General features: G+C 64.4%; 18 protein-coding genes. 11 read left to right on the top strand and 7 right to left on the bottom strand.

Annotation, left to right across the window (positions count from 1 at the left end; all coding sequences use genetic code 11):
* Positions 1 to 45 precede the first annotated feature (45 nt).
* From JOD78_RS13405 to JOD78_RS13425, 5 genes are all read right to left on the bottom strand, one after another.
* The gene (locus JOD78_RS13405) at positions 46 to 846 is read right to left on the bottom strand and encodes an enoyl-CoA hydratase (RefSeq protein ID WP_209567749.1); all 801 of its coding nucleotides are present in this window, start codon (positions 844 to 846) and stop codon (positions 46 to 48) included.
* Positions 843 to 1,988, bottom strand: coding sequence for an acyl-CoA dehydrogenase (locus JOD78_RS13410; RefSeq protein WP_134137136.1), 1,146 nt, complete (start codon positions 1,986 to 1,988; stop codon positions 843 to 845). The genes JOD78_RS13405 and JOD78_RS13410 overlap by 4 nt, the downstream gene beginning before the upstream one ends.
* A 10-nt stretch (positions 1,989 to 1,998) precedes the next feature.
* Positions 1,999 to 3,195 carry an acyl-CoA dehydrogenase family protein gene (locus JOD78_RS13415; RefSeq protein ID WP_209567747.1) on the bottom strand — a complete coding sequence of 399 codons (1,197 nt, stop codon included), beginning with the start codon at positions 3,193 to 3,195 and terminating at the stop codon, positions 1,999 to 2,001.
* 39 nt (positions 3,196 to 3,234) lie between these two features.
* A complete protein-coding gene (locus JOD78_RS13420) occupies positions 3,235 to 4,425 on the bottom strand; it encodes an acetyl-CoA C-acyltransferase (RefSeq protein ID WP_209568266.1) in 1,191 nt (396 codons plus the stop codon).
* Between the two features lie 77 nt (positions 4,426 to 4,502).
* A complete protein-coding gene (locus JOD78_RS13425) occupies positions 4,503 to 6,644 on the bottom strand; it encodes a 3-hydroxyacyl-CoA dehydrogenase NAD-binding domain-containing protein (RefSeq protein ID WP_209567745.1) in 2,142 nt (713 codons plus the stop codon).
* 361 nt (positions 6,645 to 7,005) lie between these two features.
* Between JOD78_RS13425 and JOD78_RS13430 the strand changes: the two genes are divergently transcribed.
* The 6 genes from JOD78_RS13430 (at position 7,006) to JOD78_RS13455 (ending at position 12,609) form a co-directional block, all read left to right on the top strand.
* The gene (locus tag JOD78_RS13430; RefSeq protein WP_008326330.1) at positions 7,006 to 7,806 is read left to right on the top strand and encodes an IclR family transcriptional regulator; all 801 of its coding nucleotides are present in this window, start codon (positions 7,006 to 7,008) and stop codon (positions 7,804 to 7,806) included.
* Between the two features lie 309 nt (positions 7,807 to 8,115).
* The gene (locus tag JOD78_RS13435) at positions 8,116 to 9,300 is read left to right on the top strand and encodes an ABC transporter substrate-binding protein (protein WP_121044095.1); all 1,185 of its coding nucleotides are present in this window, start codon (positions 8,116 to 8,118) and stop codon (positions 9,298 to 9,300) included.
* A 64-nt stretch (positions 9,301 to 9,364) separates the two neighbouring features.
* A complete protein-coding gene (locus JOD78_RS13440) occupies positions 9,365 to 10,237 on the top strand; it encodes a branched-chain amino acid ABC transporter permease (protein WP_034340218.1) in 873 nt (290 codons plus the stop codon).
* A gap of 4 nt (positions 10,238 to 10,241) precedes the next feature.
* Positions 10,242 to 11,216: a branched-chain amino acid ABC transporter permease gene (locus tag JOD78_RS13445; protein ID WP_121044092.1), complete on the top strand. Its 975-nt coding sequence runs from the start codon at positions 10,242 to 10,244 to the stop codon at positions 11,214 to 11,216.
* Entirely contained in the window at positions 11,203 to 11,907 is a 705-nt protein-coding gene (locus tag JOD78_RS13450; RefSeq protein ID WP_039786000.1) for an ABC transporter ATP-binding protein, read from the top strand. The genes JOD78_RS13445 and JOD78_RS13450 overlap by 14 nt, the downstream gene beginning before the upstream one ends.
* Positions 11,908 to 12,609, top strand: a complete 702-nt coding sequence (locus JOD78_RS13455; protein ID WP_134137130.1) for an ABC transporter ATP-binding protein — start codon at positions 11,908 to 11,910, stop codon at positions 12,607 to 12,609.
* Between the two features lie 113 nt (positions 12,610 to 12,722).
* Here the strand turns inward: JOD78_RS13455 and JOD78_RS13460 are convergent, their stop codons facing one another.
* Positions 12,723 to 14,999: an NADP-dependent malic enzyme gene (locus JOD78_RS13460; RefSeq protein WP_209567743.1), complete on the bottom strand. Its 2,277-nt coding sequence runs from the start codon at positions 14,997 to 14,999 to the stop codon at positions 12,723 to 12,725.
* A gap of 522 nt (positions 15,000 to 15,521) precedes the next feature.
* Here JOD78_RS13460 and JOD78_RS13465 point away from each other — a divergent pair.
* From JOD78_RS13465 to JOD78_RS13480, 4 genes are all read left to right on the top strand, one after another.
* Entirely contained in the window at positions 15,522 to 16,268 is a 747-nt protein-coding gene (locus JOD78_RS13465) for a DUF2076 domain-containing protein (RefSeq protein WP_209567741.1), read from the top strand.
* 220 nt (positions 16,269 to 16,488) lie between these two features.
* On the top strand, positions 16,489 to 16,926 hold the full coding sequence (locus JOD78_RS13470; protein WP_121044069.1) for a MarR family transcriptional regulator: 438 nt from the start codon (positions 16,489 to 16,491) through the stop codon (positions 16,924 to 16,926).
* Between the two features lie 103 nt (positions 16,927 to 17,029).
* Positions 17,030 to 18,325, top strand: coding sequence for an MFS transporter (locus JOD78_RS13475; RefSeq protein ID WP_209567739.1), 1,296 nt, complete (start codon positions 17,030 to 17,032; stop codon positions 18,323 to 18,325).
* A 160-nt stretch (positions 18,326 to 18,485) separates the two neighbouring features.
* Complete coding sequence (locus tag JOD78_RS13480) at positions 18,486 to 19,907, top strand: serine protease (RefSeq protein ID WP_245202104.1); 1,422 nt, start codon at positions 18,486 to 18,488, stop codon at positions 19,905 to 19,907.
* Between the two features lie 35 nt (positions 19,908 to 19,942).
* Here the strand turns inward: JOD78_RS13480 and dkgB are convergent, their stop codons facing one another.
* Entirely contained in the window at positions 19,943 to 20,752 is an 810-nt protein-coding gene (dkgB, locus tag JOD78_RS13485; RefSeq protein ID WP_121044060.1) for a 2,5-didehydrogluconate reductase DkgB, read from the bottom strand.
* Positions 20,753 to 21,094: 342 nt separating this feature from the next.
* Between dkgB and JOD78_RS13490 the strand changes: the two genes are divergently transcribed.
* On the top strand, positions 21,095 to 22,165 hold the full coding sequence (locus JOD78_RS13490; RefSeq protein WP_209567735.1) for a LacI family DNA-binding transcriptional regulator: 1,071 nt from the start codon (positions 21,095 to 21,097) through the stop codon (positions 22,163 to 22,165).
* Positions 22,166 to 22,291: the final 126 nt, after the last annotated feature.

Consider the following 22,291-nt stretch of genomic DNA (forward strand, 5'->3'; position numbering starts at 1 on the left):
TACGTCTTGTTCTTCTGTATTTCGTGGTTGCGCATCCCGGTACTGCTATTCGTTTGGTGTCTGCCGCAGCTGCCGGAAATCGGCGGGCCGTTTTTCGAGGAAGGCGTGAATCCCCTCGGCCGCTTCATCTTCGCCCTGCGAGAGCACCATGTGCTGCGCTTCCAGTTCCAGCTGTTCTTCCAGCGTGGCGCCGTAGGCATGCTGGCACAGGTGCTTGATGCGGGCCATCGCCTGTGCCGGTCCGTCGGCCAGGGTGGCGGCCAGTTGCACGGCGGCTTGCAGTGCCTGTCCCGCCTCGGCCAGCTGATTGACCGCGCCCATGGCATGCAGGCGTTCGCCATTGAAACGCTCGCCCGACAGGCACAGCTGGGTCAGCACCTGGCGCGACAGGAATTGCGCGAGGAAGGCCGTCACGCCTCCATCGGGCGTGAGCCCGACCTTGACGTAGGCCACCGAGAACTGTGCCTGGCGCGTGGTCACCAGCAGATCGCAGGCCAGGGCCAGCGACAGCCCGGCGCCGGCCGCGCCACCTTCGACGGCCGCGATCACCGGCTTGCTGCAGCGGCCGATATGGCGGATCAGGTCGTGCAAGCCTTCCAGCTTTTCACGTCGTTGCGCGGGCGCCATGCTGCGGCGCTGGGCCAGCAGGCGCAGGTCGCCGCCGGAGCAGAAGAAGTTGCCGCCCCCGGCCAGCACGATGGCCCCTACCTGCGGATCGGCCTGGGCCTCGTCTAGCGCGGCCTTCAGTGCCACATACAGGTCGGCGTTGAGGGCATTGCGCGTGGCCGGATCGTGATTGATGAGCACGCGCACCGCGCCGCGCTGCTCGCAGAGGACCTCGCTCATGCCGGCACTTCGCGGCCCAGCGCGATGTAGCGTTGCAGGTGGTGGTCCTCGTCGCCGAGCTGGTGATCGATCATCACCAGGCGCTTGGCGTAATGCGACAGCGGCAGTTCCCAGGTCATGCCGATGCCGCCATGCAGCTGGATCGATTCTTCGGCCACCAGCGTGCCGATGCGGCCGATGCTGAACTTGGCCGCCGACAAGGCGCGTTCGCGCGTGAGGCGGTCGGCGTCCAGGGCAGCAGCGGCATTGATGACCGCCGAGCGCGCCTGTTCCACTTCGAGCAGCAGGTCGGCCATGCGGTGCTGCAGGGCCTGGAAGCTGCCGATGGGCAGGCCGAACTGCTTGCGGGTGCGCAGGTAATCGAGCGTGGCTTCCTTGGCCACCTCCATCGCGCCCAGCGCTTCAGCGCACAGGGCCAGCACGCCGCGTCCGATGATACGTTCGAGCAGCGCAGCGCCATTGCCTGGGCTGCCCAGCAGAGCGTCGGCGGGCAGAGATGCATCCTTCAGCAGCAGGTCGGCTACGCGGCCACCGTCGATGGTGTCGCTGCCGTGCAATTGCAGGCCCGCCGTATCGGCCGGGATCAGGAACAGCGAGATGCCGTCAGTGTCATCGGTGGCGCCGCTGGTGCGCGCCGAGACCAGGAATACATCGGCCGCTTCCGCGTGCACCACGACCGCCTTGTGCCCTTGCAGACGCCAGCTTCCATCGGCCGATTGCGTGGCGCGCGTGGCCACGTGCGTGGGCGCGTAGTGGCTGTCGGCTTCTTCATGGGCCAAGGCGGCCAGCGTCTGGCCGGCGATGATCTGTTCCAGGAAGGCTTTCTGTGCGGGCGTGCCAGCGGCCGCGATGGCCTCGCCGACCAGGATGGCACTGCCCAGCAAGGGCTCCAGCAGCAGGCCGCGGCCGATCTCTTCAAACACCACGGCGATGTCGAAACCGCCACCGCCGTAGCCGCCATCTTCCTCGCGGAAGAGCGCGCCGATCACGCCCATCTCTGCCAGCTGCGACCACATGTCGCGGCTCATGCCGGGTGCGGATTGCAGCAGGTGCTTGCGGGCTTCAAAACCATACTGTTCGGTAATGAGACGGCGCAGGCTGTCGGCCAGCATGCGTCGTTCTTCGGTGTGCTCGAAATTCATGGGCGTTTCCTCACAGGCCAAGGATCATCTTGGAGATGATGTTCTTCTGGATTTCATTGGAGCCGCCGAAGATCGACAGCTTGCGATTGTTGAAGTAATGCGCGGCCGCACCGGCAGCGGCTTCCGGACCCAGCGTGCCGCCGTCGTGACCTTCTTCCAGCGAATGCCACTGATACGGGCGCGCATAGGGGCCCATGGCGCGGCGGGTGAGGGCTGTGATTTCCTGGCGGATCTCGGTGCCGCGTATCTTGAGCATGGAGCTTTCCGCACCGGGCGCACCACCGCCGGCGACCGCCGAGATGACGCGCAGGTTGGTGGTCTTCATGTTCTCCAGATCGATTTCCACGCGGGCCATGCGGGCCGCGAAGAGCGGATCTTCAGCCAGCGGACGGCCATGGCTGCGTTGCGTGGCGGCGATGTTCTTCAAGCGTTGCAGTGCGGCCACCGAGAAGCCGATGCCGGCGATGTTGGTGCGCTCATAGGTCAGCAGGTACTTGGCGCAACTCCAGCCGCGATCTTCCTCGCCGACCAGGTTTTGTACCGGCACGCGCACATCGGTGAAGAAGACCTCGTTGACTTCGTGCTCGCCGTCCAGCGTGATGATGGGGCGCACTTCCACACCCGGCGCGTTCATGTCGATCAGCAGGAAGCTGATGCCTTCCTGTTTCTTGGCTTCGCGGTTGGTGCGCACCAGGCAGAAGATCATGTTGGCGTAGTGGCCCAGCGTGGTCCAGGTCTTCTGGCCGTTGACGATGTAATGATCGCCGTCGCGTACCGCATGCGTCTTCACGGCCGCCAGATCGGAACCCGCGCCCGGTTCCGAATAGCCCTGGCACCACCAGTCCTCGCCACTGAGGATGCGCGGCAGCCAGTACCGCTTCTGGGCCTCGTTACCGTATTTGATCAACACCGGCCCCAGCATGTTGACGCCGAAGGGCACCACGCGCGGCGCATGCGCCAGGCAACACTCATGTTCGAAGATGAATTTCTCGATCACGGTCCAGCCGGTGCCGCCATATTCCTTGGGCCAGTGATTGGCCAGCCAGCCGCGCTCGTTGAGGATGGCATGCCATTGTTCCATCTCGTCGCGGCTCAGGTGCTTGCCGCTGGCCACCTTGTCAGACAAGGCCTTGGGCAGCTTCTCGGCGAGGAAGGCGCGCACGCTGTCGCGGAAGGCTTCTTCGGCCGGGGTGAAATTCAGATCCATTCCAGTCTCCTTGGGGATGCGGCGAAGCGACGCTGCGCTTCAATAGATTTCAAACAGGCCGGCCGCGCCCATGCCGCCGGCGATGCACATGGTCACCACGGCGTAGCGCGCACCGCGCCGCTTGCCCTCGATGAGCACGTGGCCGGCCAGACGGGCCCCGGTCATGCCGAAGGGATGGCCGATGGAAATGGCGCCGCCGTTGACGTTGAGCAGTTCTTCCGGAATGCCCAGGCGGCGCTGGCAGTACAGGGCCTGCGAGGCGAAGGCTTCGTTGAGTTCCCACAGGCCGATGTCTTCCATGCGCAGGCCGTGCCGCTGAAGCAGGCGCGGCACCGCAAAGACCGGGCCGATGCCCATTTCATCAGGCCCGCAACCAGCCACGGCAAGACCACGGAACGCGCCCAGTACCGGCAATCCCGCACGTTCTGCGGCACGCGCTTCCATCATCACGCAGGCCGAAGCGCCGTCGGAGAGCTGCGAGGAATTGCCTGCGGTGATGAACTTGTCCGCGCCCATCACCGGGGCCAGCTTGGCCAGCGCCTCATAAGTGGTGCCGGGACGGTTGCAGTTGTCGGCCTCCACCGTAACCTCGCGCAGACTGGTCTGGCCGCTGGCCTTGTCGGTCACTTGCATGGTGGTGGTGCAGGCCACGATCTCGTCGCGGTAGCGTCCGGCTTCCTGCGCTTCGGCGGTCTTGCGCTGGCTGGCTTCGGAGAAGCGGTCCTGGTCTTCGCGCGAGATGCAGTAGCGCGCGGCCACGATGTCGGCGGTCTCGATCATGGGCAGGTAGAGCTCGGGCTTGTGCTCGACGATCCACGGGTCCATGCCGCTGTCGCCGCTATCGGTGGCGCTGCGGCTGCGGATCTGCGAGATGCTTTCCACACCGCCTGCGATCATGGCATCGGCGCCATCGACCACGATGCGGCCGGCCGCCATCGCAATGGCCTGCAGGCCCGAGGCACAGAAACGATTGACGGTAGTACCGGCGATGCTGATGGGCAGACCTGCACGCACGATGGCCTGGCGCGCGATGTTGCGCCCGGTGGTGCCTTCCGGATAGCCGCAGCCGAGGATGGCATCCTCGATCTGGCCCGGATCGATGCGCGCACGTTCGACGGCGGCGCGCACGGCGAAGGCCGCCAGGGTCGGGCCGGGCGTGACGTTGAATTCGCCGCGATGGGCCTTGGTCAAGGGAGTACGCGCAGTGGATACGATGACGGCTTCCCGCATCATGGAATTCTCCTGGAAGGATGGTGCAAGGGGGAGACCGGCAATACGCGCGGTCTCCGGTGAGTGCGGTCGAACGTTCAGCCGGCCTGGTTCAGCGATTCAAAATTGGCGCCGCGTTCGACCAGTTCCACCAGCAGCGGCGAGGGCGTCCAGAACAGCGGGTCTTCTGCAGCAAAGGCGCGGATGTCGGCCAGCACATTGGGCAGGCCGACCATGTCGGCGTATTTCATGGGACCGCCACGATGGCGCGGGAAACCGTAGCCATAGAGGAAGGTGACATCCACATCCAGCGGACGCAGCGCAATGCGCTGGTGCACGACATTGGCACCTTCATTGATCATGGCCGCCAGGTAGCGGCGCTGGATGTCTTCCTTGCTGAAGCTGCGCGGGGTGATGCCGGCACGCGCACGTTCTTCGTCGATGAGCGCGAGCACTTCCGGGTCCGGCGCGCCGCTACGCGGTCCATCCGGATAGCGATAGAAACCGCGTCCGCTCTTCTGGCCGAACCAGCCGCGCTCGCACAGGCGGTCGGCAATGTGGACGTAGCGCGCACGCGGATCGCGCGTGGCGGCGCGGCGCTTGCGGGTGGCCCAGCCAATGTCGCCACCGGCCAGGTCCACCACCTGGTACGGCCCCATGGCAAAACCGAAGTCGCGCACCGCGGCATCGATCTCATAGGGCGACGCGCCATCTTCCATCAGGGCATCGGCCGCCTGGCGATACACGGCCAGGATGCGATTGCCGATGAAGCCATCGCAGACCCCGGCGCGCACCGGCACCTTGCGCAGGCGCTTGGCCAGTTCGAAAGCGGTGGCCACCACGTCGCCTGCGACCTGGCGCGGCACCACGATTTCCAGCAGCTTCATCACATTGGCCGGGGAGAAGAAATGCAGGCCGATCACGTCCTCAGGACGGGAGATGCTGGTGGCAATCGCATCGATGTCGAGGTAGGAAGTGTTGGTCGCCAGCACGGCGCCGGGTTTGCAGACGCGGTCCAGTTCGGCGAAGACGGCTTGCTTCACCGTCAGATCTTCGAAGACGGCTTCGATCACTACATCGGCGGCGGACAAGTCTTCATAACGGGTGCTGCCCTGCAAGCGCGCTAGTACGGCATCGCGGGCTTCTTGCGTGAGACGGCCCTTGGCCACCTGGGCGTCGTAAGTTTTTTCCACATGGCTGCGTCCACGTGCGAGCGCTTCGTCGTCGCGTTCGATCATGGTCACCGGCAAACCGGCATCGAGCACCGCCACGGCAATGCCCGCACCCATGGTGCCGCCGCCGACCACACCGATCCGTTCGATGCGGCGCGGCTGGGCGTTGCGGGTCTCGGGGGCTTTCTGGACTTCGCGTTCGGCGAAGAAGGCGTGGATCAGGCCGGCGCGTTGCGGGCTGTCCAGGCATTGCAGGAAGAACTGGCGTTCCAGTGCGAGTCCTTCGTCGAAGGGGAGAGTGGTGGCGGCTTCCACCGCATCGATGATCTTGTACGGGGAGAACAGGCCGCGCGATTTCTTGCCGGCCTCGGCGCGTGCGGCCGCAATAGCCGCTTGCGTGGTGGCGGTATCAGCCAGCCCTTTGCCATCGCGACTGCGGCGTACCGGTGCGTGCGTCTCCAGCAGGGCCTGCAGTTCGCGCAGGCCGGCCGCGCGTGCCTGGTCGGCGCTGTCGCCCTCGGCCAGCTGGTCTACCAGACCGAGCGAAAGGGCTTCCTTGGCGCTGAGATGGCGTCCGGTCAGCATCATGTCCAGCGCGGCCTGCGCACCGATCAGGCGCGGCGTGCGCTGGGTGCCGCCGGCACCGGGCAGCAGGCCCAGTTGTACTTCGGGCAGTCCCAGGCGGGCGTTGCCGAGGGCCACGCGGTAATGCGCAGCCAGCGCCACTTCCAGCCCGCCGCCCAAGGCCGCGCCGTGGATGGCCGCCAGCACCGGCTTGCTGCAGACTTCGATGCGATTGCACAGTTCGGTCAGCAGGGGCGATTGCGGCGGCTTGCCGAATTCGCGGATGTCGGCCCCGCCGATGAAGTTGCGGCCCGCGCCGGTCACCAGGATGGCGGCCACGCCTGCATCGGCCTCGCCCTCTTCGATGGCGGACATCAGGCCCCGGCGCACCGCCACCCCCAGCGCATTGACCGGCGGGTTGTCGATGGTCACCACCAGGATGGCGCCTTCACGCGCCAGATGGACCGGGGGCGTTTCTCCCGCCGCCGTGGATTGCTTGGACATGCAGCAGTCTCCTGTTCTAGTTGGTTCGCATAGCGAAACTCAAGTTCGCAAATGGCTTTTGTCGGCAACGATACCGCATTTGCGCCGGATGTGTAAACCGTGCATACCGCAGCGTCCCGATCTGCACAATTGTCAGCAAGGGTCAGGCGGGGCGGGCGTTTGCGGCCGATGGCGAAAAAGGCAGGTTGAGCCGGGGGCCTCTGTTGGCGCTGTTGAAACACCACATCCGGACTACTTGTTTTGCACAGCGGAACACGCGTTCGCAAATAATTGACACTGCGATTTCAGGTGTGTACATTCCACAGCCAATGAGGGGCGACGTGACCATGCGGCACGGCCCTGCCACGCGGAGATGTGACGGATGGATGAGATTGTGTCGTTCAAGGGTGAGGATGAGAGCCACGACCGGCAGTTCGTCAATGCTCTGGCGCGTGGACTGGAGATCCTGCGGTGTTTCCGCCCCGGGGAGATCTACCTCACCAACACCGAACTGGCCAAGCGCACCGGCCTGCCCAAGCCGACCATCTCGCGCCTCACGCACACCCTGACCCGGCTGGGCTATCTCGAATATTCCGAAGACCAGGGCCGCTATCAGCTCGGCTCCGGCGTGCTCGCGCTGGGCTACTCGCTGCTCTCCGGCATGGATGTGCGCAAGCTGGCGCGTCCGGCCATGCAGGAGCTGGCCGACTATTCGCAGTGCAATGTGGCGCTGGGCATCCGCGATCGCCTCAGCATGGTCTACATCGAAGCCACGCGCGGCCAGTCCGCCGTGACCTTGCGCCGCGACGTCGGCTCGCGCATTCCGCTGGCCACCACCTCCATGGGCCGCGCGCTGCTGTGCGCCTTGCCCCAGAACGAACGCGATTTCCTGATGGACCACATCCGCCTGCGCAATGAAGAGCAATGGCCCAAGGTCAAGGCCGGCATCGAGCAGGCCTTCAAGGATTACCAGGATCATGGTTTCTGCATTTCCGTCGGCGAATGGGAAAAGACCATCAGCGCCGTGGGCGTGCCCATGATCGATGCCAACGAAGAAAAGATCATGGCCTTCAATTGCGGCGGCCCGGCCTTCATGTTGACGCGCGAGATGCTGATGGAAGACCTCGGCCCGCGCCTGGTGAACGTGGTGCGCACGGTGGAAGCGAGCATGGGCCGCCATTGAGCGGCAGGCAGCAACGAACAAGTCACAACGAGCAACAACGAGCACGGAGACAGACGCGCCGCCATGCCGCAGGCATGAGCGGTGCGCAGCAAGGCAGTACCGCAGGTCCATCACAACAAAAAACAGAAGTCAGCGCCATCGGGGTCATGCAGACCCGTTTCAGCCATGGGTGTCCGGTGCCGTCCGGCCGGGATGCGCACGTTCGCAGGCAGCGTCGTGCGCCTGGCATCCATCGCTGAAGCGGGACGTCCCCGGCCAGGACAGACATCAACATCACTCAGATTCACTCAGAGGAAAAAGGTGGAGACAATGACGAACAAGCATCAAGGCATCAAGCGACTGGCCCTGCTGGCCTGTGTGGCCTCGGCACTGGCCGGTGGCGCGGGCAGCGCGGCCGCCGACGAACTCAAGGTCGGGGTGGAAATTCCGCTGACCGGCAGCCTGGCACGCGTGGGCTCGGGCATGCAGGAGGGCATCAACGTGGCGGCCGATGTCTTCAACAAGACCAACGGCAAGCACAAGATCAAGCTGGTCACCATCGATGACGAATCGGCCCCGGCCAAGGCCATTGCCGCCGTCGAGAAGCTGGCTGGCGAAGGCGTGCTGGCCATCACCGGCGGCTACGGCTCCAACAACATCGCACCGGCCGCCGATGCGGCAGGCAAGGCGGGACTGGTCTACATGACCTCCGGCGGCGTGGACGACAACCTGGTCAACAGCGGCCGCAAGAACTTCTTCCGCATCAACAACGTGGCCGGCTACCAGAAGGCCATGGTGGGCCTGCTGGACGACATGAATGCACGCTCGGTCTCCATTGTCTATTCCACCAAGGAAGCCACGGCTGCGCTGGCCAAGGACCTGGAAAAAGCCTGGGGTGCCAAGGGACTGAAGGTGACCGCGCACGCCTTCGATCCGGCCATCAGCGACTTCAAGCCCATCGTCAACAAGATCAAGCTGCAGGACAAGCCGGAAGTCATCGCCATGATCGGCTACGAGAATGACTACGTCGGCATCCTGCGTGCAGCGCGCGTGTTGAAGCCGGCGGTCAAGGCCATGGTCGGCGTGTGGTCGCTGGCCACCCCGAAGATGGCGCAGGACTTCCCGGACCTGGTGCCCAATGTGTATGGCACGGCGCTGCTGCCGTATCCGGCGCAGTTCACCACGGCCGATGGCAAGCTCTTTGAAGAAACCTATCGCCGCCTCTACAAGAAGGACCCTGACTACCTGGGCCAGTTCGGCTACGTGCAATCGATGCTGCTGTTCGAAGCCATCGCCCGCGCCGCCGACAAGGGCACGCTCAAGAAGGATGGCGTGGCCGAAGAAATGCGCAAGACCGATCGTGAAACCCTGATCGGCCGCGTGCAGTTCGGTGCCAATGGCGACAACCTGAACTTCACCCACCACATGGGCCAGCACCAGGGCGACAAGGTCGCCATCGTCTGGCCCAAGGCGGCTGCTACCAACAAGATGAATTATCCGGCCGTGCCCTGGTAATGCCCGGGCGGCGCGCACGCTGCACGGGCGGGCGCGCCGTTGCCCACTCCAACGGAATGCAGACATGAATGAACTGATACTGCAAGCCCTGTACTCGGGGCTGCTGCAGGGGGGCTCCTACGCTCTCATTGCCTTGGGCCTGGCGCTGGTGTTCGGTGCCATGCGGGTCATCAACCTGGCGCAGGGCGAGCTGGTCTTGCTGGCGGCCTATATCGCCTACTCGGTGGAATCGGGCCTGGGCCTGAACCCGGTACTGGCCATCCCCATCGCGCTGGTGGTGGTGTGCCTGACCTCGGCCATCGTGTATTTCGTGGTCAGCCGCATCAAGAAGGACCGCGAGATCAATTCGCTCATCCTCACCTATGGCATCGGTGTCATCCTCACCAACGGCATGCTGCTGATCTGGAAGGCCGACATCCGTTCCACCAGTTCCGAATGGCTGCAGGAAGCCTTCGTGCTCGGCCCCTTCTACAGCATGCGCAGCGAAGTGCTGTTCTTCGGCGTGAGCCTGTTGATGATGGCTGCGCTCTGGTGGTGGCTCTCGCGCAGCTGGTATGGCCGCGCGGTGCGTGCCGTCTCCAGCAACCGCGATGCGGCCAAGCTCATGGGCATCAATCCCGGCTATACCGAACTGGTGTCCTTCATCGTGGCGGGCATCCTAGCGTCCTTCGCCGGGGTGGCCTTGTTCAGTTACGGTGTTATCAGCCCAGCTTATGGCGGGGTGCTCACGGTCAAGGCTTTCATTATTACTGTATTGGCCGGTGTGGGCTCGATTCCGGGCGTGCTGATCGGCGCGATCCTGCTCGGCGTGGCCGAGGCGCTGACCGTGACCCTGGCCAGCTCGGCCCTGCAGGAACTGGCGGGCATGGGGCTGTTCCTGCTGGTGCTGTTCATCATGCCCAACGGCTTGTTCGGCGTGCGTGCAAGAAGGGGATGAAATCATGACGATGAACAAGAACAAGCTGCCCGCACTGCTGCTGCCCTTGATGCTGATCGGCGCACCGCTGCTGCTGGCGCAGGACCATTACGTGATGAGCCTGCTGGTGGCCGCGATGGTCATCGGCGGCATCGCGCTGTCGTGGGCGCTGCTGGGCAACCTGGGCGGCATGATCAGTTTCGGTCACGCGGCTTTCTTTGGTGTGGGGGCTTATACCTCGGCGGTATTGAGCATGAAATTCGGCGTGCCGGTATTGCTGGGGATGCTGCTGGGCGGCGTCGGCGCACTGGTCGCGGCGCTGGCGATGTTGCCGGTATTACGACTGCGCGGTCCGTATTTCGCGCTGGCGATTCTGGCGTATGCACACATCTTCCGCATCCTGGCCACCGAGTGGACCTCGATGACCGGCGGCTCGGGCGGGCTCTCCAACATTGCGCGCCTGCCGACGGTGATGGGCGTCGACCTGTCGAGCAAGATCGGCGCGTATTTCGTGATCCTGCTGATCGTGGCGGTATTCGCGTTGGTATATGCGCGAGTGCGCGAGAGCCACTATGGATTGGCCCTGCGCGCCATGCACGAGAGCGAGGACGCGACCCGCGTGGTGGGCGTCAACAGCACTGTGCTCAAGGGCATGATGCTGCTGCTGTCGGCCTTCATGTGCGGCGTGGTCGGTGCCTTCAATGCGCACTACATCAGCTTCCTGGAACCGGACTATGCCTTCAGCGCCCTGTGGGTCACCATCCCCATCGTGGCTGCCATCTTCGGAGGTTATCGCAGCATCACCGGACCGGTGGTCGGGGCGGTGGTGGTCTACCTGCTGGATCAGCTGGTGTTCAAGAACATCATTCCTTCCGGCCATCAGCTGGTGCTGGGGGCCTTGCTGGTGGCGATGATCGTCTTCAGTCCGGACGGCTTGCTGCCACTGCTGCGCAAGCTGGGCAAAGGCAAATCCGCAGGAGGCAAGCATGCTGCAACTTGAAAAAGTCTCGGTGCGCTTCGGCGGCCTGACGGCGGTCGATGAAGTCACGCTGCAGGTCGGCACCGGCGACGTGGTCGGACTGGTCGGCGCCAATGGCGCGGGCAAGACCACGCTCTTCAATGCCATCTCCGGACTGGTGCGTCCGACCAGCGGCAGCATCCGCTTCAATGGCGCCGATATCCTGCATGCGCCGCTGCACCGCCGTGCGCGGCTGGGCATCGGCCGCACCTTCCAGATTCCGCAGCCCATGCATGAACTGACGGTGCGGCAGAATCTGATCGTGGCGCAGCGCTTTGCCACCGGCAAGGTGGATGCGGCCAAGATCGACGAAGTGCTGGCCTTCACCGGCCTGGCCGAAAAGGCCGAGCGCGATGCCGCCACCGAACTGGCGCTGACCGAACTGAAAGCGCTGGAAGTGGCCAAGGCGCTCGCCACCCAGCCCAAGCTGCTGCTGCTCGATGAAGTGCTGGCCGGGCTGGAGACCAATGGCAAGCGCCGCTTCATGCAGATGCTCAAGGGCCTGCATGAGGCCTTTGCGGTGGGCATCGTCATCATCGAACACGACATCGAGACCATCAGCAACCTGTGCCCGCGCGTGGCCGTGCTCAATTTCGGCCAGCTCATCGCCGAGGGCGCGCCGGCGCAGGTGTTCAATGATCCTGCAGTCATCAAGAGTTATACGGGAGCGTGAATGCTTGAAGTCACCAACCTGCGCGCCGGCTACGGTGCCATCAATGTGCTGTGGGATGTCTCGCTGACGGTGGGGCAGGGCCAGCTGACCACCATCATCGGGCCCAACGGTGCCGGCAAAACCACGCTGCTGCGCGCCATCATGGGCCTGATTCCGATCGGGCAGGGCCAGGTCACGCTGGATGGCAAAGTGCTCAATGGCATGCCGACCTGGGAAATGTCCAAGGTCTCGATGGCGATGATCCCGGAAGGGCGCATGATCTTCCGCGCCATGAGCATCGAGGAAAACCTCATCGTCGGTGCCTTCGCCCCGCAGCACCGCGCGCGCGTGAAGGACAACCTGGAGCGCGCCTACACCATGTTCCCAAAGCTGCGCGAACGTCGCCGCCAGCTGGCCGGGTCACTCTCGGGTGGCGAGGCGCAGATGCTGGCGATGGCGCGCGGGCTGATGTCTGAACCCAAGCTGCTCATCATCGATGAACCCTCATTGGGATTGGCCCCGGTGGTGGTCAACGAACTCTTCGAGATCCTGGCGCGATTGAAGGCAGAGGGCCGCACCATCATCCTGGTGGAACAGAACACCGAACGCGCCGTGGGCGTGGCTGATCACGTCTACCTGATGCAGGGCGGCAAGGTGATCCTGTCGCAGAAGGCCAGCGAGGTGGCGCTGGATCACCTGCATGATCTTTATTTCGCACGATGAGGCCATGACGGCGCGCTGCGGCTGACCGGTGTGCGCCAGCGTGAAGTTTTGTCCCAAAACAAAACGCCCGCTATCTCACGACAGCGGGGCGTTGTTCATGCTACCTGCGGGACTCAGGCCTTGGACTTGCCGTCCTGTGCCTTGGCCGCTGCCAGCGCGGTCATGTTGATGACACGGCGCACGGTGCTAGACGGGGTCAGCACGTGCACGGGGGCCGCCGCACCCAGCAGGATGGGGCCGATGGTGGTGCCCTGGCCGCTGCTGGTCTTCAAGACGTTGAAGAGGATGTTGGCGGCATCCAGGTTGGGGCAGACCAGCACGTTGGCGGCACCGGTGAGGCCGCTGTCGGCCAGGCCCGCATTGTTGCGGATCTTTTCCGACAGGGCGGCGTCGCCGTGCAGTTCACCGGCGGATTCGACCTCCGGTGCCAGCTTCTTGAAGGCTTCATGCGCGGCAGCCATCTTGCGGGCCGAGGGACGCGAGGAGCTGCCATGGTTGGAGTGCGACAGGAAGGCCACCTTCGGCGGCACACCAAAGCGCGCCACTTCTTCGGCGGCTGCCTTGGCGATGCGCGCCAGCTGCTCGGCGTCCGGGGTGTCGTTGACGTAGGTGTCGGTGATGAAGAGCGTCTGTTCCGGGAGCAGCACCGCGTTCAGGGCGGCGAATTCCTGCGCGCCGTCCTTCAGGCCAATCACCTTTTCCACATGGGCCAGGTGGCCGTCGTAGTTGCCATCCAGGCCGCACAGCATGGCGTCGGCGTCACCGGCCTTGACCATCAGCGCCGCCAGCAGGCTGCCGCTGGCGCGCACGTCGGCTTCGCTGCCGTCCTTGTACTGGGCGGCGTATTGCGCCACGCGGGCGTCGCTGGCCGGGTCGATCACTTGCACGTTCTGGCCGATCTTGATGCGCAGGCCGGCCTTCTTGATGCCGGCTTCGATGGCGGCGGGCTGGCCGACCAGGATCGGTGCGGCCAGGCCTTCGTCCGCCACGAACTGCACGGCGCGCAGCACGCGCTCATCCTGGCCATCGGCGTAGACCACGCGTTGCGGCGCGACCTTGGCGGTGTTGAAGACGGGCTGCATGAACATGCCGGTCTGGTAGATGAAGCGGGTCAGTTCTTCGCGGTAGGCGGCGTAGTCCTTGATGGGACGCGTCGCCACGCCGGACTCGGCAGCCGCCTTGGCCACGGCCGGGGCGATCTTCAGGATCAGGCGCGAATCGAACGGGGTCGGGATCAGGTAGTCGGCACCGAACACCAGTTCCTTGCCGGGATAGGCGGCGCTGACTTCGGCGCTGGTCTCGGCCTTGGCCAGGTCGGCGATCTCGCGCACGCAGGCCAGCTTCATGGCTTCGGTGATCTTGGTGGCACCGCAGTCCAGCGCGCCACGGAAGATGTAGGGGAAGCACAGCACGTTGTTGACCTGGTTCGGGTAGTCCGAACGGCCGGTGGCGATGATGCAGTCCGGACGGACCGACTTGGCCAGCTCGGGGCGGATTTCCGGTTCCGGGTTGGCCAGCGCCAGGATGATGGGCTTGTCGGCCATGGTCTTGACCATCTCGGCGGTCAGCACGCCAGGGGCCGAGCAGCCCAGGAAGACGTCGGCGCCATTGACCACGTCGGCCAGGGTGCGCGCCTCGGTCTTGATGGCGTAGCGCTGCTTGGAGGCGTCCAGTCCACCGGGGCGGCCTTCGTAGATGACGCCCTTGCTGTCGACCATGTAGACGTTCTCGCGCTTCACACCCAGGCCGATCATCACTTCCACGCAGGCGATGGCGGCTGCGCCCGCGCCGGAGACGGCGATCTTGACGGCGCCGATGTCCTTGCCGACCAGTTCCAGGCCGTTCAGCAGGGCGGCCGAGGAGATGATGGCGGTACCGTGCTGGTCATCGTGGAAGACCGGGATGTTCATGCGGGCCGAGAGCTTCTGCTCGATGTAGAAGCATTCCGGGGCCTTGATGTCTTCCAGGTTGATGCCGCCCAGGGTCGGCTCCAGTGCGGCGATGATCTCGACCAGCTTGTCCGGGTCGTTCTCGGCCAGTTCGATGTCGAACACGTCGACGCCGGCAAATTTCTTGAACAGGCAGCCCTTGCCTTCCATCACCGGCTTGGAGGCCAGCGGACCGATGTTGCCCAGGCCGAGGACGGCGGTGCCGTTGCTGATGACGGCCACCAGGTTGCCGCGCGAGGTGTAGTCGAAGGCCTTCAGCGGATCGGCTTCGATGTCCAGGCAGGGATAGGCCACGCCCGGCGAATAGGCCAGCGACAGGTCGCGCTGGTTAGACAGCGGCTTGGTGGGGCGGACTTCGATCTTGCCGCGCGACGGGGTGCGGTGGTATTCGCGGGCGGCGTCACGCAGGAGTTGCTCGGCGGCAGAAATTTGTTGGGTCATGGTCTGGTTGAGGGATGAAAAACGGTCTTGAAAAAGCGGTCTGCGCAACGACTTGCGTTGCTGCGGCCAGCTTGTACTGTTCTGGTTTCCTGGTCTTGAATGCGGCGGGCCGATCGGGAAGGATGGTGTTTCTCGTCGGTCCGGAGTGGGGTACGGAAAGCGGCCTCCAGTGATGGTGGCCGATAGTCCGCGCCTGCCTCCGCCTGCTCCGGGCTTGTGGCCGCCGGAACGGGTGCGGGGAGGGGGATATTACCTAAAAATTCACGCTTCGGGTTTTTTGCGGCGATGCCGTTTGATATCAAGGGGGCGCCGGTGGCTGTTACAAGCTGTTTCCAAGTTGACGATTGTTGACACAAATCTGCAAGCAAGGCGCGCGCATAATGCCATTGAGCCTGCTGATGAGTCTGATGCCAGTCATCGGTGGGAGCGGTTGGACGCGTTGTGTCTACAGTCTGCGTTTCAATCGCGATTCAAGCGTGTTCATCGTTTTTTTGATTTTTCATTTTCGTTGGGAGCGTCATCATGAGTCCGCAAGAAACCCAAGCCCTTCAGGATTTTCTCCAGCAACTGACGCAGGTGCAGGGCATCAGCAAGGATGCCCAGGCCGATGCCATGATCCAGGCGGCGGTGGCGCGCCAGCCCGATGCGGCGTATCTGCTGGTGCAACGGGCCTTGTTGATGGAACAGGCCCTCAACGCGACCAAGGCCCAAGTGGCGGCCCTGCAGAACCAGGTGCAGTCGTTGCAGGCCAATGCTGCAGGTGGCGCGCGGAGCTCGGGCTTTCTCGATGGCAACGCCTGGGGCAATGCGCCCGCGGCAGCCTCGGCACGCCCGCAGCCTGCGGTCCCGGCTTATATGCCGGCCCCTGCACAGCCCTATCCCGCGCCCCAGCAGGCCGTGCCTGCCTATCAGGCAGCCCCGGCGGCAGCGCCTTCATCCGGGTTCTTTGGCGGCGGCATGGGCAGCATGCTCGGCACCGTGGCGGCGACCGCAGCGGGCGTGGCCGGTGGCGCCTTCCTGTATCAAGGCATCGAGCACCTCTTCAATGGCAACAGCGGATCGGGACTGGCGCATCAGAACGGCTTGAGCGCGCCGGTGGAAAATATCGAGAACACTACCGTCAACAACTATTACGGCAGTGATGGGGATCGCAAATCGGATTTCGCCAGCAATGACAGTGGCAGCGACTCCGGTAGCAGCAGCGATCTTGCCGATCTGAGCAATTTCGATGTGGATGACGGCGGGGGATACGACGATACGCTGGTGTAAGCCGCAATCCCCCTCGGAGAAGCCTGCGCGAGCAGGCTTTTTTTATGGCCCGCTGTTGCGCACGTGCATTCCCGTGCCGTGGAGATGCCCTGGTCTCGCTTGACTTCACTCAGTGCACTCCCTATGATGCGCATACATCGATGCATATGCATTGTTTTGTGCGATCCCCGGCGCGGCCTCGTTGACGCCGGATTGTCATCCCTCGCCAACCGGATTCCCCATGAGCAAGGACATCTGCACCTGCGCCCCCCTGCGTCGTCTCACCCGCAGGATCACCATCATCTATGACCATCACCTGCAGGACAGCGAACTGAGCATCACGCAGTATTCGTTGTTGAGCCGCATTGGCCGCAAGGGACCGATCGCCAACATCGTGCTGGCGCAGGACATGGGCATGGACCGCAGCACCCTGAGCCGCGCCCTGAAACCCCTGGTGGCCGCCGGCTGGATCGAGACCGTCGACCTGCCCGACGATGCCCTGCTGGACAAGCGCTCCTTCGCCCTGCAACTCTCCCGCGCCGGCCGCGCCAAGCTGGAGGAAGCCCGGCCGCGCTGGCGGCGTGCCCAGGACGAAATCGACCGCCGTCTCGGTCCCAAGCTCGCGCGCGAATTCAATGACCTCATCGAAGACGCCTATGCCCGCCTGCAGGACGCCTGACGCGCCAGCAGGCCCGGTTTGAAGGTGCAATGAACCTTGCTTCACCCGACGATTCGCTCCCACCCATCCAACAAGCTCGCACTGCCCTCCCGACAGGATCGCCATGAACAAACTGACCCAATCGCTGGCCAACGCCGTCACGCCCCGCTTCCACTATGCCTGGGTGGTGGTGGGCGTGATCTTCCTCGTGCTGCTGTGTTCGGCCGGCATCCGCGCCACGCCTTCGGTGATGATCCTGCCGCTGGAACAGGAGTTCGGCTGGAACCGCTCCACCGTCTCGGTGGTGATCTCGGTCAACATCGCCTTATATGGCCTGATCGGCCCGTTCTCGGCGGCAGCCATGCAGCGCTTCGGCATCCGCCGCGTGGTGCTGGGGGCGCTGGTGCTGCTGGCCAGCGGCACGGCCCTGTCGACCCTCATGCACATGCCCTGGCACATGCTGCTGTCGTGGGGTTTGCTGGTCGGTGCCGGTACCGGCGTGGCGGCTAACACTCTGGGGGCCACCATCGTCAGCCGCTGGTTCGAGACCCGGCGCGGCCTGGCCATGGGCTTGCTCACCGCCAGTGCGGCCACCGGGCAGATGGTGTTCCTGCCGCTGATGGCCTCCATGGTCGGCAGCTACGGCTGGCGCTCGGTGGCTTTCCTGGTGTCGGCGGTGGCGCTGCTGGCCATTCCGCTGGTATGGCTGCTGCTGCCGGAAGGCCCGGCGGCCATCGGCCAGAAGATGCTCGGCCAGACCAGCGAGACCGCCGATGATGGCCGCTCCAAGCGCAATCCGTTGGCCATCGCCTTGGATGCGCTGCGGACTTCGGTGCGCATGCCGGACTTCTGGCTGCTGTTCATGAGCTTCTTCGTCTGCGGGCTCTCCACCAATGGCTACATCGGCACGCAGTTCATCGCCATGTGCAATGACTACGGCATCAATGAAGTCAAAGGCGCTTCCATCCTGGCGGCCATGGGCATGCTGGACCTGGTCGGTACCACGCTCTCGGGCTGGCTCTCGGACCGCTACAATCCGCGCGTGCTGCTGTTCTGGTATTACGGCCTGCGCGGACTGGCGCTGATCTTCCTGCCGTATGCCTTCGGCTTGCAGTATTACGGACTGGCCATCTTCGCGATTTTCTATGGCCTGGACTGGATCGCCACCGTGCCGCCGACCGTGCGCCTGGCCAATGACGTCTTCGGCCGCCTGGCCGCGCCCATCGTGTTCGGCTGGATCGTGGCCGGGCACCAGCTCGGCGCCGCTACTGCCACCACGGTGGCCGGCTACATGCGGGCGACGCTGGGCAATTACACGCTGTCGTCGATCATGATGGGCGTGGCCTGTCTGATCGGCGCGGTGCTGGTGTTGCGCATCAAGGGACATCAGGGATCGCAGCCGCAACCGGCCAGCGCGTAAATCATTTCACCTGTGTCTTTTGGAGAAGGCCAGCTTTCTTGTGGAAGCTGGCCTTTTTTTCCTATATCGGGCATTTGGGACAATCGCGGAGACCGTCGGCAGCATGCCAGAATGCGCTCTTTCGCCAGCCGGGGCGCTGGCCCATTTTCCTAGCTCGATGATGAACAAGACTCTCCGGCTGCTCCTGCAGCGCCGTCTGGCGCGGCTGCCTCTTCAGCTCGCGCTGTTCGCTTGCACTCTCTCCCTGATGCGTGGCGTGCAGGCCGCCGAAGCGATCATGCCCACCGTCGAAGACAAGACCCCGCTGCTGATGCCGCGGCAAGCCGCCGCGCGGCCAGCCTACCTCGCGGCTGCGCAGCGCCGCTTCGAGCAGGGCAGCCAGGGCAACCAGATCATCGGGCAACTGCAGGGCGGGCTGTTCTGTACCCGCAGGAACGAGATCGTCTGGAACCAGAACAGTGCCGAAGTGATGTTGCCGACCAATGCGCTGTTCCTGCGCTTTCGCAGCGAGCTGCAGCAGCACGGCTATCCGGTGCCGGCGTCCCCGGCCGAACCGCTGTTCCGGGAACAAGACGCTGCCCGCGAACGCGCCCGGCCGGCCGACTTCAACCTCCAGGTAGGCGTGATCATCAGCCAGTTCCAGACCAATCTCTGCGCCAAGGGCGGCGACAGCTGGACCGGCGAGGCCTATCTCCGCCTGGAATGGCAGGTGTTCGCGCCGGAGCAGCGCAAGGTGATCTATCGCGGCATGAGCGAAGGCGTATTCCGTTCGCGTGAGCGCAGTCTTGATGGCAGCGTGCCGCCGATTCCGATGGAAGCCTTCGGCGCGGCGGTCCGCAATCTGCTGGCCGATCCCCGCTTTGCGCTGGCGCTGCAATCGCCCTATGACAGCCTGGCCGCGGCTGCAATTGGCGGTGCCGGCAGCGACGTTGCGCGCGCACCGGAGGCCATGCCGGCAGGCAGCCCGCTGGCCATCGACAACCAGCCCGCCGAACGGGGCAATGGCGAAATTGCCAGGGTGATGCCGGAGTTGCGTTCGGCGGTGGTCACGGTGCTGACCGAGCGCGGCTCCGGTACCGGTTTCTACATCGGCAGTTCCGGCTGGCTGCTGACCAACCAGCATGTGATCGGGCAGGCGCGCGCGGTACGGGTGCGCCTGCCGACCGGACGAGAACTGCTTGCTGAAGTCGTGCGGGTGGATGCGGCGCGTGACATCGCGCTGCTCAAGACCGAAGCGCCGGGTGTGCGGCCAATGCCGCTGCGCATGGGCGAGCCGGGCATCGGCGAGGATGTGTATGCGCTGGGTTCTCCGCTGGGCGATGCCTTCAATACCACGCTCACGCGCGGCATCCTCAGTGGCGTGCGCAAGGTGCGCGATCTGGATTTCCTGCAGAGCGATGTGGCGATCCTGCCGGGCAGCAGCGGCGGTCCCTTGCTGGACAAGTCAGGCCAGGTGATCGGCATCACCGTGGCCGGGCTGGGGGCCAAGGGACTGGCCGGGATGAACTTCTTCATCCCGGTCGGCAGTGCCATCGAGCGCCTGCAATTGCAGTTGCAGAACCGCGATCAGCGCAAGCCCTGATCCGTTCTGCTGCTGCACGCAGCGGGCAGCAGCGTTCAATCCCACTGCGGCGCAAATCCCGGATTGGCAAGCCGCTCGCCGCGGTCGAGCGCAGCGATGGCCTGCATCTCCGCCTCGGAGAGCGTCAACTGTTGCGCCTGCAAATTGGCGGCCAGGTTCTCGCGTCGGGTCGAGGAGGGGATCACCGCAAAGCCCTGCTGCAGCGACCAGGCCAGCGCCACTTGTGCGGCCGACACTCCATGGCGGGCGGCGATCTCCAGCAGCGTCGCGTCCTCCATCACCTTGCCATACGCCAGCGGCATGTAGGCTGTCAGGTGGATGCCCTTGGCACGGGCAAAATCGATCACCTTGCGGTTCTGCAGGAAGGGATGGATCTCGACCTGATTGGTGGCAATGGCTTCCGCACCGACCGCGGCGATGGCCTGCTCCATGTGCGCGATGGTGAAGTTGGAAATGCCGATCAGGCGCGTGAGCCCCTGTGCCTTGGCCTCGGCCAGTGCCTGCAGGTAGTCGGCCACCGGCAGTTCATCCTGGGGAGAAGGCCAGTGGATCAGCGTCAGGTCGACCTGATCGAGGCGCAGCTTGTGCAGGCTTTCCTTGAGACTGGGGAGGAGCTTGTCGCGGGAGAGGTTCTCGGTCCAGATCTTGGTAGTCACGAAGAGATCATCGCGGGCCACGCCGCTGTCGGCCATGGCTTGGCCGACTTCGGCTTCGTTGCCGTAGATCTGCGCGGTATCGATGTGGCGATAGCCGAGGTCCAGGCCGTTGCGGACCGAATCGATGACCTGCTGGTCCTTGAGACGGAAGGTGCCCAGGCCCAGGGCGGGGAGGGTGGAGGTGTGCATGACTTGTCCTTTGCGTTGATGATGAGGCCCGGCAGGCCAGTGCTGCCGGGGCGATCAGGATCAGAGCGATTGAGTATCGGACAATTCCTTTTTCGCTTGAAGTGCCGCACGGACAAATCATTGTTGAATTCAAGTCAATAATGCATGCGCGGCATTTGCCGGTCTGCCTCGCTCTTCCCTGCGACGTGTGAGGCGATGCGCATCGTCCACTGCGTCTTTCCGAGACGCTGTCCGAGGCAACTGCCAAAGCTGACGCCCAGCTTGCCAGCTTGGTAACGCTACCAGCCGCAATGCTAGAATGCCGCCATGTCCGAAAAGCGTATGCCTCCTCCAGATTCTCCGATGCAAATCACCAGTGCCGAGCGCGACGACGACAGCGCCGAACCGCGCCGCCGTGCTGCCCGCAAGAGCGCCGGTGGCATCACGTTGCGCGATGTGGCGCAGCTGGCGGGCGTGGCACCGATCACCGCATCGCGTGCGCTCAATACACCGTCGGCAGTCTCGCCCAAGGTCTTGCAGAAGGTGCGTGAGGCGGTCGAGAAAACCGGTTACGTGCCCAACCTGCTGGCCGGCGGACTGGCCTCCAACAAGAGCCGGCTGGTGGCGGTGGTGGTGCCGACCGTCATCGGTCCGGTGTTCCAGGAAATCGTCCATACCCTGACCGAAACGCTGGCTGCGGCCGGCTACCAGGTCATGCTGGGCCAGAGCGGCTACGAGAATTCGCGCGAAGATGCGCTGCTGGAAGCCATCATCGGGCGCCGTCCCGATGGCGTGGTGCTGACCGGCATCATGCGCTCGGCAGAAGCGCGCAAGCGGCTGCTGGCCAGCGGTATCCCGGTGGTGGAGACCTGGGACCTGACACCGACCCCCATCGACATGCTGGTGGGCTTCTCGCACGAAGCCATCGGCCGTGAGGTGGCGCGCTACCTGCATGCGCGCGGACGCCGCAAGGTGGCCGTGGTGGGCGGACGCGATGAGCGCAGCCAGCGGCGCATGAATGCCTTCGCGCAGGAGTGCGCGGCGCTGGGCATGCAGCAGGGCAGGGGCGAGGTTCCCATGTATCACGTCGTCGCCCCGACTACGCTGGGGCAAGGCCGCCAAGGCTTGGCCGAACTGCTGCAGGCGCAGCCTGATCTGGATGCCATCTTCTGCAGCTCCGACCTGCTGGCGCTGGGCGTGATGATCGAAGCGCAGAGCCGCGGCATCGCCATTCCCGGCCAACTGGCCGTGGTCGGTTTCGGCGATCTGGAATTCTCGCGCGACCTGCAGCCGCGTCTGACCACGGTGCGCATCGATGGCACCGGCATCGGGCAGCGCGCCGCGCGCTTCATCATCGAGCGCGCCTCGGGCGGCGAAGTCAGCGAGCGTATTGTCGATGTCGGCTTCTCCATCATCGCGCGCGACAGCGCCTGAGTTTTCGCCGAAGCGCCTCATCTTTTCTGATCTTTCCTCATCCTTCCTGATGTGCTGATGCCTTGAGGCAATCAACGCTTCCCCATTGACAGTCAAAATTGGTACCGCTACCATGCATTCAATTCA

This window comes from Herbaspirillum sp. 1130 (assembly GCF_017833835.1).
In the GTDB taxonomy this organism is placed as follows: domain Bacteria; phylum Pseudomonadota; class Gammaproteobacteria; order Burkholderiales; family Burkholderiaceae_D; genus Herbaspirillum; species Herbaspirillum huttiense.